Here is an 11,983-nt window from a genome sequence, read left to right as displayed (position 1 = left end):
CCTCCGGCATATGCCGGAGGCGAGGTCGGCTCCGGTTCGCGCCTCGGCTTCCTCGGCAATCGCAGCGTCTTCGACCAGCCCTTCAGCGCGACGAGCTACACCGAGACGCTGATCCGCGACCAGCAGGCGCGCAACGTTCAGGACGTGGTCAACAACGATCCGTCGATCCGCACCAACGTGCCGGCCTACTCGGGGATTCTCGGCTTCTTCATCCGCGGCTTCCCGGTCTTCGCCCAGGACATCGCGTTCAACGGGCTGTACGGCGTCGCCGACGCCTTCAATCCGGCGATCGAGTCGATCGAGCGCGTCGAAGTGCTGCGTGGCCCCGCGACCCTGCTCTCCGGCGTGCCGCCCTTCGGCAATATCGGCGGCAGCATCAACCTGATCCCGAAGCGGGCGCTCGAGGATCCGCTCACCCGCGCCACGATCGGCTACGCCTCCGACGCCCAGATCTACAAGGCGGTCGACGTCAGCCGCCGCTTCGGCGACGCCAAGGAATGGGGCCTGCGCTTCAACGGTGCCTTCAACAACGGCGCGACGCCGATCGACAATCAGAGCATCCATTTCGGGGTCGCCGCGCTCGCCCTCGACTACCGCGGCGAGCGGCTGCGGGCGAGCCTCGACCTCGGCTACCAGGAGCTCGACTTCACCTCGCCGCTGCGCAACCGCAACGTGGCGGCCGGCGTGCGCATTCCCCGCGCGCCCGACCTGACGCGCAACCAGCAGCAGCCCTGGGAATACCGCGACAGCGCCAACCAGCAGCTCGCCACGCGAGTCGAGTACGACCTCACCCCGGACCTGACGCTCTACGGCGCCTACGGCGTGTCGAACTTCCGCCAGGAGTATTTCGGCGGCGTCCTGACGATCTTCAACGCGCGGGGCGATTACCGCGATCCCGTCAGCTACCTGCCGTTCCACATCGTCAACCAGACGGCGGAGGCGGGCTTGCGCGGTACGGTCGAGACCGGGCCGATCAAGCACAGCTTCGGGCTCGCCGCGGTCGGGTTCTGGCAGGACCTCGCCCAGCCCCCGGCCCAGACCGTGGGCCCGACGATCACCTCGAACCTCTATGACCCGACCTACGTCGCCCCGCGCTCGCCCTTCGGGCTGTCGAATGCGACCCCGCGCACCTCGAGCCGGATCAACCGCAGCATCGCCATCGCCGACACCCTGTCGATCCTCGACGACCGGGTGCTGCTCACGATCGGCGGGCGCTGGCAGGGTCTGGACGTCAAGTCCTACAACCCCGTCACCGGATACCGCACGGGGACGAGCGACACCGGCGCCTTCTCGCCGGGCGTCGGCCTCGTGGTGAAGCCGTGGGAGCGGCTCTCGCTCTATGCCAACTACGTCGAGGGCCTGACCTCGCCGGCCGTGCCGATCAACGCCGTCAATGCCACCGCGGCCTTCCCGGCCTTCGTCTCGCGCCAGACCGAGGTCGGCGCGAAGTACGATTTCGGCACGGTGGGCGTCGGCGTCGCGGCTTTCGACATCGAGCAGCCCTCCGGCTTCCTCGATTCGCGCACCCTGTTCTTCTCCGTCGACGGTCGCCAGCGCAACAGCGGCGTCGAGCTGACGGTGTTCGGCGAGCCGGCGCCGGGAATGCGGCTCCTGGGCGGCATCACCCTGCTCGACGGGGTCCAGGTTCGCGCGCAGGATCCGCGCAATGTCGGGCGGACCGCGATCGGCGTGCCGGACGTACAGCTCAACCTCTCCGGCGAACTCGATCTGCCGCCGAGCCTCGTCCCCGGCCTGACCCTCACCGGGCGGGTGATCTACACCTCGGCGCAGTACTACGACCTCGCCAACAGCCAGAAGATTCCCGATTGGGCGACCCTCGACGTCGGCTTGCGCTACGCCACGACGCTCCAGGAGCGGCCGCTGACCCTGCGGGCCACCGTCGCCAACGTCACCGGCACCAACTACTGGGCCTCGACCGGGCGCGGCATCCTGAGCCAGGGCGCACCGCGGACGGTTCTTCTGTCGGCCTCGATGGACTTCTGAGAGGGCGCGGCACCCGCCGCGCCCGGACGTTCCGGCCGGCGCGCCTCACAGACTGGTCGAATGCCGGCCCGGCCCGCCAGCGAGCCGGGCGTCGAACACGGCGCTCGCCGAGCGTACCAGGCTGCGCATCTCGTCCGGCACCGCGATGCGGTGGCCCGACCGCGCGACGACGCCGAGGCGCGCCATGGCGTCGAGCCGCGCCAATTCCGGCGCGAAGGCCGAATCCGCGGTGACGCCGTGCCGGCCGCAGATCTCGTCGAGGTCGACGGCGAGGTCGCACATCAGGCCCTCGATCACGTCGCGGCGCAGGCGGTCGTCCCGCGTCAGCGCGAGGCCGCGGGTGGTCGGCAATTCGCCCCGGGCCACGGCGTCGGCGTAAGCCGCGATGTCGGTCATCGCCTGGGCGTAGCCGCCGGGCAGGCTGGAGATCGCCGAAGCGCCGAAGCCGAGGAGCGTCCGGGTCCCGTCTGTGGTGTAGCCCTGGAAGTTCCGGCGCAAGGTCTTTGCCGCCGCGGCGCGGGCGAGGGGGTCGTCGGGCGCGGCGAAGTGATCGAGGCCGATGCGCACGTAGCCGGCCCGGACGAGGCGCCCGGCCGCCGCCTCGAACTGGGCGTGCCGCTCGTGCGGGCCGGGCAGCGCGGCCTCCGGCAGGGCGCGCTGGTGCGGCTTCATCCAGGGGACGTGCCCGTAGCCGAACACCGCGACCCGGTCGGGCGCGAGCGCCACCGCATGGTCCACGGTCGCCACGACGTTGGCGACGCTCTGGTGCGGCAGCCCGATCATCAGGTCGACATTGACCGCCGCGATGCCGGAGAAGCGCAGCCAATCGACGGCGCGGGCGGTCTCTGCCACCGATTGCTCGCGGCGGATCGCGCGCTGGACCTCGGGGTCGAGGCTCTGCACCCCGAGGCTCGCCCGGGTGACGCCGATCGCCGCCAGGGTCTCGACGTCGGCCGGCGTCAGCGTGCGCGGATCGATCTCGACCGCGATCTCGATGTCGGGCGCGAACGCGAAGGTCCGGCGCAGGTGCCCGGCGATGCGGCGCAGGTCGGAGCCGCGCAGCATCGTCGGGGTGCCTCCACCCCAGTGCAGGTGGCGCAGGACCGGCCGGCCGGCCAAGCGCGCCGCCACGAGGTCGATCTCGCGGGTCAGCGCGGCGACGTAGGCCTCGACCGGGGCGTAGCGGCGCACGACCCGGGTGTGGCAGCCGCAATACAGGCAGAGCGCGGTGCAGAACGGGACGTGAATGTAGGCCGAGACCGCCTCGTCGGGCCCCACGTCCCCGAGCCACCGGCCGAATTCGGCGGGACCGACCTCGGTCGTGAAGTGCGGCGCGGTCGGGTAGCTGGTGTAGCGCGGGACGCGCTCGCCGCCGAGGCGGTCGATCAGGTCGGGCGTGATCATGGTCGGGAGATCGCCGTCGGAGGGACATCCGGCCGACGCTCGCCGGTGATCGGACGCGTCGCCTTGCGCTGGATCAAGCCGGCCCCCCGGCGATCCCGCCATGACCGTGATCCTCCGGCCGGCCGGGGTCGGTTGACGCAGATCAACGCCCGGCCGGGAGCCGCATGACCTAACGGGGCGATCACGCGAAGCCGCGCGTGGAGCGAACCGAAACCAGCCATGCCCGCCACACCCGCACCCAAATACATGACCGAGGGGGAGGCGGGCCTGTGCGCCGCCTTCGGCCTCGGCGCCCTCCTGTGCCTCGTCGCCTCGGCGAAGGCCGCGGACCCCGCCTTCGGCTTCCATGCCGGGCTGTTCTCGCTCGCGGCGGTCGCCGGGATCGTGGCGATCCTGCGCCGCTACGCCGCCCGCGACCCCGAGCCGGTGCCGCAGGAGATCGGGGGACGGCCGAACTACAATCTCGGGCCGATCAAGTTCGCGGCCATCGCGTCGATGGGCTGGGGCATCGCCGGGTTCCTGGTCGGCTGCATCATCGCCTTCCAGCTCTGGGCGCCCTCGCTCAATCTCGGTCTCGAATACACCACCTTCGGGCGGTTGCGCCCCCTCCATACGTCCGCGGTGATCTTCGCCTTCGGCGGCAACGTGCTGATCGCGACCTCGCTCTACGTGGTGCAGCGGACCTGCCGGGCGCGGCTCGCGGGCGACCTCGCGCCGTGGTTCGTGGTGCTCGGCTACAACCTGTTCATCGTGATCGCCGGCACCGGCTACCTCCTGGGTGTCACCCAGTCGAAGGAGTACGCCGAGCCCGAATGGTACGCCGACCTCTGGCTCACGGTCGTCTGGGTCGTCTACCTCGTGGTCTTCCTCGCCACCCTCGCCAAGCGGCGCGAGCCGCACATCTTCGTGGCGAACTGGTTCTACCTCGCCTTCATCGTCACCATCGCGATGCTGCACGTGGTGAACAACCTCGCGCTCCCGGTGAGCGTCTTCGGCTCGAAGTCCTACCCGATCTTCTCCGGCGTGCAGGACGCGCTGGTGCAGTGGTGGTACGGCCACAACGCCGTCGGCTTCTTCCTCACCGCCGGCTTCCTCGCCATCATGTACTACTTCATCCCGAAGCGGGCGGAGCGGCCAGTCTATTCCTATCGGCTCTCCATCATCCACTTCTGGGCACTGATCTTCATGTATATCTGGGCAGGCCCGCACCACCTGCACTACACGGCGCTGCCCGACTGGGCCCAGACGCTCGGCATGACCTTCTCGATCATGCTGTGGATGCCGTCCTGGGGCGGGATGATCAACGGCCTGATGACGCTGTCGGGCGCCTGGGACAAGCTGCGGACGGATCCGATCCTGCGCCTGATGGTCGTCTCGCTCGCCTTCTACGGCATGGCGACGTTCGAAGGGCCGATGATGTCGATCAAGGCCGTCAACGCGCTCAGCCACTACACGGACTGGACCATCGGCCACGTGCATTCCGGCGCACTCGGCTGGGTCGCCTACGTGTCGTTCGGCGCGCTCTACTGCCTGGTGCCGTGGCTGTGGAACCGGCGCGAGGTCTATTCCCTTCGCCTCGTCGAGTGGCACTTCTGGGTCTCGACGCTCGGCATCGTCCTCTACATCACGGCGATGTGGGTCGCCGGGATCATGCAGGGCCTGATGTGGCGCGCCACGAACGACTTCGGCTTCCTCGAATACTCCTTCGTCGAGACCGTCGAGGCGATGCAGCCCTATTACCTGGTGCGGGCGCTCGGCGGCGTGCTGTTCCTGATCGGCGCGCTGATCATGGCCTACAACCTCGCCATGACGATTCTGGGCCGCGAGGCGACCGCGTCGAACCCGGCATCCGCGTCCGGTGCCACCCTCGTCCCGGCCGAGTGACCGTTTCGGCCCGCCCGCCGGCGGGCCCCGTTCGTCCGTCTCACATCGAAAGATTCCGGCCATGGCCACCGCCCAGCCCGGCCTCTGGAAGAGGCACGAGTTCTTCGAGAGGAACTCGTTTCCGCTGCTCATCGGCATCCTGATCGTCGTCGCGATCGGCGGCCTGATCGAGATCGTCCCGCTCTTCTACCTGAAGAGCACCATCGAGGCGGTGGAGGGCATCCGTCCCTACACGCCGCTCGAACTCGCCGGCCGCAACATCTACGTGCGCGAGGGCTGCTACCTCTGCCACAGCCAGATGGTGCGCCCGATGCGCGACGAGGTCGAGCGCTACGGCCATTTCTCGCTCGCGGCCGAGTCGCTGTACGACCACCCGTTCCAGTGGGGCTCGAAGCGCACCGGACCCGACCTCGCCCGCGTCGGCGGCAAATATTCCGATGCCTGGCACCGCGAGCACCTGAAGGACCCGCGCGCCGTCGTGCCCGGCTCGATCATGCCGGCCTATTCCTTTCTCGACCGGCCCCTCGACGCGGAGGCCATCGCCGACGACCTGACGGCGAATGCCCGGCTCGGCGTGCCCTACAGCCGCGACATGATCCTGCGGGCGGGCAGCGACCTCACCGCCCAGCTCGATCCCGACGGCGCGGATGCCGGCTTCGCGCAGCGCTATCCCGGCGCCGTCGCGCATGCCCCCGGCGAGAAGGGCCGCCCGACCGAGCTCGACGCGCTGGTGGCCTACCTCCAGGTGCTCGGCACGATGGTCGACTTCAAGCTCTACGACGACGGCAAGAACCTGAGGTGATGCCCGTGACCTACGACCTCGCCGCCCGCTTCGCCCAGACGAGCGGCCTTCTCTACTTCGTGGCTTTGTTCGCCGGGGTCGCGCTCTACGCCGTCTGGCCGCGCAACCAGGGCCGGTTCGACGCTGCCGCCCGCCTGCCCCTCGACGAGGAGTGAGCCTCGTGACCGACCAGAAATTCTCCACCCCCGAGACCACCGGCCACGAGTGGGACGGCATCGCCGAGTACAACAACCCGCTGCCGCGCTGGTGGCTGACCTCGCTCTACGCCACGATCGTCTGGGCCTTCGGCTACTGGATCCTCTATCCGGCCTGGCCGCTGGTCTCCGACCACACGCGGGGCGTGCTCGGCTACTCGACCCGCGCCGCGGTGCTGGCCGACGTCGCCGCGACGAAGGCGGCCCGCGCGACGCTCGGCCAGTCGACGCTCGCCGTGGCGGATCTCGGTGAGATCGCGGCCGATCCGGCGCTGCTGCCGCTGGCGCTCGTCACCGGCAAGGCGGCCTTCGGCGACAACTGCGCCGCCTGCCACGGCACCGCCGCCACCGGCCGGACCGGCTACCCGAACCTCCAGGACGACGACTGGCTCTGGGGCGGCAGCCTCGCGGCCATCGCGGAGACGATCCGCGTCGGCATCCGGTCGGGCCATGCCGACACCCGCGCGGGCGAGATGCCGGCCTTCGGCCGCGACGGCATCCTCAGGCGCGACGAGGTCGAGACGGTGGCGAACTACGTCCTGTCCCTCTCCGGCAAGGCCTTCGCACCGGCCCTGAGCCTGGAGACGGGCGCCGCGCTCTTTTCCCGGAACTGTGCCGCCTGCCACGGCGAGCAGGGCCGGGGCAATCCGGAGATGGGGGCACCGAACCTCGCCGACGCGGTCTGGCTCTACGGCTCCGCGCCCAAGGACGTGATCGCGACGATCCAGGGCGGCCGAAAAGGGGTGATGCCGACCTGGGAGGGGCGGCTCGACACCGCGACGATCAAGTCGCTGGCGATCTACGTCCACGGACTCGGGGGAGGGCGTTAGGGCCTGATACCGTTTTCGGAAGAGCCCGTCCGGAAACGGTCTCGCCAGCCCACGCGGCGCGTGAGCGAAATGGAACCCCGCATCGCGAAGCGATCGATTGGGTGTCACACGACAGGGATGCCGGACGCGATCATCCGGCATCCCTGTCGTCGGCGCGCGCCGTGGAGCTGCAGGCGTCCCATATCTGAGCGAGGCGGATGCCCCGTCGCGACACTACCGATCAGCCCGCGGCGTGCCGGCCGCGCGGTCCGCGCGGCCGGAGGATCCGCTACGCGCTCTGTCCGACACTGTCCTGCGCGAGCCCGGCATGCGCGGTTCCGTCGTGTCCGGATCCGTTTTGTCCTGCGGCCGGCATCGTCGCACCGTGCCGCTTGAGCGGCCGGTTGCCCGAAAGGCGGCGGAGCAGCACGTAGAAGACCGGCGTCAGAAAAAGCCCGAAGGCGGTGACGCCGATCATGCCGGAGAACACCGCGACGCCCATGGCGCGGCGCATCTCGGCCCCGGCCCCGGTCGCGGTGACGAGGGGCAGGACGCCCATGATGAAGGCCATCGAGGTCATCAGGATCGGGCGAAGCCGCAGGCGGCTCGCCTCGATGGCCGCCTCGACCGGGCTGCGGCCCGAAAATTCCAGCTCGCGGGCGAATTCCACGATCAGGATGGCGTTCTTGGCCGACAGGCCGACGAGCACAATCAGGCCGATCTGGGTGAAGACGTTGTTGTCGCCTGACGACAGCCAGACCCCGGTCATCGCCGCGAGGAGCCCCATCGGGACGATCAGCAGGATCGCGAGGGGCAGGGCGAGGCTCTCGTACTGCGCCGCCAGCACCAGGAAGACGAGGAGCAGTGCGAGCGGGAAGACCCAGATCCCGGAATTGCCGGCGATGAACTCCTGGTAGGTGAGGTCGGTCCACTCGAAGGCGAATCCCCGCGGGAGCGTCTCTGCGGCGATGCGGGCCGCGGCGGCCTGGGCCTGGCCCGACGAGACGCCGGGGGCGGCGCCCGCGTTGATGTCGGCGGTGAGGAAGCCGTTGTAGCGCATCGCCCGCTCGGGCCCCGCGGTCTGGCGCACCCGCAGCAGGGTCGAGAGCGGCACCATCTCCCCCGATCCCGCCCGGACCTTCAGGAGCCCGACATCGTCCTGGCGGGCGCGGAAGGGGGCATCGGCCTGGACCCGGACCGAGTAGGTGCGGCCGAACTTGTTGAAATCGTTGACGTAGAGCGAGCCGAGATAGATCTGGAGCGTGTCGAACACGTCGGTGACCGGGATCTTGAGCTGGCGCGCCTTGGTCCGGTCGATCTCCGCGAAGAGCTGCGGGACGTTCATCTGGAAGCTGGAGAAGAGGCCGGCGAGCTCCGGCGCCTGCGCGGCACGGGCGAGGAACGCCTTGGTGGCCTCGTTCAGCGCCTCGTAGCCCAGACCGCCGCGATCCTCGATCTGCAACTTGAAGCCGCCGATGGTGCCGAGCCCGTTGACCGGCGGGGGCGGGAACATCGCGATGAAGGCTTCGGGGATCGCCGCGTATTTGCGGTTGAGGGACTGCGCGATGGCCGCGCCGTTGAGCGAGGGGTCCCGGCGCTCGTCGAACGGCTTGAGGGTCGAGAACACGATTCCCGAATTCGACGAGTTGGTGAAGCCGTTGATCGACAGGCCCGGAAAGGCGACCGCGCTCTCGACGCCGGGCTCCCGCAACGCGATCTCGCTCATCCGGCGGATCACCTCCTCGGTCCGGTCGAGGGTGGCGCCGTCGGGCAGCTGCGCGAAGCCGACGAGGTACTGCTTGTCCTGGCCCGGCACGAAGCCGCCGGGAATCTGGCGAAACAGCCCGACCGTCAGCCCGACGAGGACGAGGTAGAGGAGCATCATCGCGCCTTTTCGCGAGACGACCGCGCCGACGCCGCGCCCGTAGCCGTCGGAGGCGCGCCCGAAGGCCCGGTTGAAGCGGCGGAAGAACCAGCCGAGCAGGGTGTCGAGCACCCGCGTCAGCCGATCCTTGGGGGCGTGGTGGTCGCGAAGCAGGAGCGCCGAGAGGGCCGGCGACAGGGTGAGCGAGTTGATCGCCGAGATGACCGTCGAGATCGCGATGGTCAGCGCGAACTGCTTGTAGAACTGCCCGGTGAGCCCGCTGATGAAGGCGAGCGGCACGAACACGGCCACCAGCACCAGCGCGATGGCGACGATCGGCCCCGAGACCTCGCGCATCGCCTGCTCGCTGGCGTCCCGCGGCGACAGCCCCGCCTCGATGTTGCGCTCGACGTTCTCGACCACCACGATGGCGTCGTCGACCACGATGCCGATGGCCAGCACGAGGCCGAACAGGCTGAGCGCGTTGATCGAGAAGCCGAAGGCGTGCATCACCGCGAAGGTGCCGACGATCGAGACCGGCACGGCGAGGAGCGGGATGATCGAGGCCCGCCAGGTCTGCAGGAACAGGATCACCACGACGACGACGAGGGCGACCGCCTCGAGCAGCGTGTGGATGACCGCCTCGATCGAAGCGCGCACGAACTGCGTCGGGTCGTAGACGATCTGGTAGTCGATCCCCTCGGGCATCGTCCGCTTGATCTCCGCCATGGTCCGGCGGACCTCGTCGGAGATCGCGATCGCGTTCGAGCCGGGCGATTGCGAGATCGGCAGCGCCACCGCCGCCTTGTTGTCGAGGAGCGAGCGCAGCGCGTAGTCCGAGGCGCCGAGCTCGATGCGGGCGATGTCGCGGAGCCGCGTGATCTCGCCGTTCTCTCCCGTCTTGACCACGATGTCGCCGAACTGCTCCTCGTTCGCCAGGCGCCCCTCGGCGTTGAGCGAGAGCTGGAGGTCGAGGCCGGGCACCGCCGGCGAGGCGCCGATGACGCCCGCCGCCGCCTCGACGTTCTGGGCCTGGATCTCCCGCACCACGTCGCCCGCCGACAGGCCGTGCTCGGCGGTCTTCTGCGGGTCGAGCCAGATCCGCATCGCGTAGTCGCCGGAGCCGAAGAGCTGGACCTGGCCGACGCCGTCGAGGCGGGCGAGCCGGTCCTTGATGTTGAGCACCGCGTAGTTGCGCAGGTACGTCATGTCGTAGCGCCCGTTCGGCGAGACGAGGTGCACCACCATCGTCAGGTCGGGCGAGGACTTCACCGTGACGATGCCGAGCTGGCGCACGATCGCCGGCAGGCGCGGCTCGGCCTGCGAGACCCGGTTCTGCACGAGCTGCTGCGCCTTGTCGGGGTCGGTCCCGAGGCGGAACGTGACGGTCAGCGTCATGATGCCGTCCGTCGTGGCCTGGCTCGACATGTAGAGCATGCCCTCGACGCCGTTGATCTGCTCCTCGATCGGCGTCGCCACCGTCTCGGCGATGACTTTCGGGTTGGCCCCCGGGAAGGTCGCGCGCACCACCACGGAGGGCGGCACCACGTCCGGATACTCGGAGATCGGCATCGCCAGGAGCGACAGCAGGCCGCCGATGAAGATGAGGACCGAGAGCACGCCCGCGAAGATCGGCCGGTCGATGAAGAACTTGGACAGGGTCATGGCGCCCTCCGGGGCGGGGCAGCGGGCAAGGAAGCAGCAGGCAAGAGGGGAGCGGGCAAGGAGGCAGCGGGCATGAGGGATCCGCGCGGCCGCCCGAGTGCGGTCGCGGGGTCTCGCGTTTCGGAATCGGAGGTGCGAGCGAGCGCCGTGGAGCGCGTCAGCGCCCGGCGAGGCGGCGCGTCTCGGGGGCGCCGCGGGCGCCCATCGTCACCGGCTCGGGGCTGAGCAGCGTGCCGGGGCGGATCCGCTGCAGGCCGTTGACGACGATGCGCTCGCCGCCCGAGAGGCCCGAGGTCACGACGCGCAGTCCCTCGACCGCGCGGCCGAGGGTGACGGCCCGGAACGCGGCGCGGTTATCGGCCCCGACCACGAGCACGAACTTCTTGTCCTGGTCGGTGCCGACCGCCCGCTCGTCGACGAGGAGCAGCCGCTCGGGCGCGGGCCGGCCGAGCCGCATCCGGGCGAATTGCCCGGGGATGAGGCGACCGTCGCCGTTGGCGAAGCTGGCGCGCACCCGGACCGTGCCGCTGCGCGCGTCGACCTTGTTGTCGATGAATTGCAGGTGCCCGCGGGCGGGCGTTCCCTCGGCGGTCGTCATCTCGACCGGGATGGCGTCGAGCCGGCCGCGCCCGCCCGCCGGGCCGCCGATCGAGGCCAGCGCCTGGAGCACGACGGTCTCGTCGGCGTCGAAGCTCGCATGGATCGGATCGACCGAGACCAGCGTGGTGAGCACCGCCGCCCCCGCGCCCGCGGTGACGAGGTTGCCGGGCGTGACCTCGCGGCGCCCGACGCGGCCCGCCACCGCCGCCCGGATCTCGGTGTAGCCGAGGTTCAGCCTTGCTGCCGCCAGCGCCGCCTTCGCGGCGTCCAGGCTCGCCCTCGCCTCCTTGAAGGCGTTGGCCCGCACGTCGAGGTCGCGCGCCGTGACGATCTGCTGGTCGGAGAGCCGGCGCCCGCGCTCGAGGTCGCTCGCCGTCAGGGCGACGCGGGCCTCGGCCCCGGCCACCTGGGCCTCCAGGCGCTGGACCTCCGCCGCGTAGGGCGCCGGATCGATGGTCACCAGGAGGTCGCCGGCCTTGACGAGTTCCCCTTCCGCGAAGTGCGTCGCCTGGACCGCGCCGCCGACGCGGGCCCGCACGTCGACGCGCTCGACCGCCTCCAGGCGGCCGGAAAAATCGTCCCACAGCACCACGTCGCGCGGCGTGATCGCGGCGACCGGGGCGGACACCGCCTGCTCGGCCGGCGGCGTCGCGGCGCTGGCGGCGGTTCCTCGCGTGAACGAAGGGGACAGGAACGGGTAGGAGGCCCCCGCCAGCAGGACGAGAACGAGGCCGATTCCGGCGCTGCGCCGGACGAG

8 protein-coding genes are annotated in these 11,983 nt (G+C 70.2%); 5 read left to right on the top strand and 3 right to left on the bottom strand.

From position 1 onward, the window contains the following. Positions 1 to 2,004 (top strand): TonB-dependent receptor (locus tag QR78_RS25095; protein ID WP_048430322.1); only part of this gene is annotated, 2,004 nt, incomplete at its 5' end. A 45-nt stretch (positions 2,005 to 2,049) separates the two neighbouring features. Here the strand turns inward: QR78_RS25095 and hemN are convergent. Next, positions 2,050 to 3,408 (bottom strand): oxygen-independent coproporphyrinogen III oxidase, encoded by a 1,359-nt coding sequence (gene hemN, locus QR78_RS25090; RefSeq protein ID WP_089504264.1) that lies wholly within the window; start codon positions 3,406 to 3,408, stop codon positions 2,050 to 2,052. A 219-nt stretch (positions 3,409 to 3,627) separates the two neighbouring features. Here hemN and ccoN point away from each other — a divergent pair, with 219 nt between their 5' ends. The 4 genes from ccoN (at position 3,628) to ccoP (ending at position 7,118) form a co-directional block, all read left to right on the top strand. Next, positions 3,628 to 5,292 carry a cytochrome-c oxidase, cbb3-type subunit I gene (gene ccoN / locus QR78_RS25085; protein ID WP_048430321.1) on the top strand — a complete coding sequence of 555 codons (1,665 nt, stop codon included), beginning with the start codon at positions 3,628 to 3,630 and terminating at the stop codon, positions 5,290 to 5,292. 61 nt (positions 5,293 to 5,353) lie between these two features. Next, positions 5,354 to 6,094, top strand: a complete 741-nt coding sequence (ccoO, locus tag QR78_RS25080) for a cytochrome-c oxidase, cbb3-type subunit II (RefSeq protein ID WP_048430320.1) — start codon at positions 5,354 to 5,356, stop codon at positions 6,092 to 6,094. A gap of 5 nt (positions 6,095 to 6,099) precedes the next feature. Then, positions 6,100 to 6,249: a cbb3-type cytochrome c oxidase subunit 3 gene (locus tag QR78_RS25075; RefSeq protein ID WP_048430323.1), complete on the top strand. Its 150-nt coding sequence runs from the start codon at positions 6,100 to 6,102 to the stop codon at positions 6,247 to 6,249. Positions 6,250 to 6,254: 5 nt separating this feature from the next. Further along, positions 6,255 to 7,118, top strand: coding sequence for a cytochrome-c oxidase, cbb3-type subunit III (gene ccoP / locus QR78_RS25070; protein WP_244276580.1), 864 nt, complete (start codon positions 6,255 to 6,257; stop codon positions 7,116 to 7,118). A gap of 268 nt (positions 7,119 to 7,386) precedes the next feature. Here the strand turns inward: ccoP and QR78_RS25065 are convergent, their stop codons facing one another. Next, positions 7,387 to 10,626, bottom strand: a complete 3,240-nt coding sequence (locus QR78_RS25065; RefSeq protein ID WP_048430318.1) for an efflux RND transporter permease subunit — start codon at positions 10,624 to 10,626, stop codon at positions 7,387 to 7,389. Positions 10,627 to 10,783: 157 nt separating this feature from the next. Further along, positions 10,784 to 11,983 (bottom strand): efflux RND transporter periplasmic adaptor subunit (locus QR78_RS25060; protein WP_048430317.1); only part of this gene is annotated, 1,200 nt, incomplete at its 5' end.

The sequence above is a fragment of the Methylobacterium indicum genome, assembly GCF_001043895.1.
Lineage (GTDB): Bacteria > Pseudomonadota > Alphaproteobacteria > Rhizobiales > Beijerinckiaceae > Methylobacterium > Methylobacterium indicum.
This window is presented reverse-complemented; position numbering and strand designations above follow the sequence as displayed.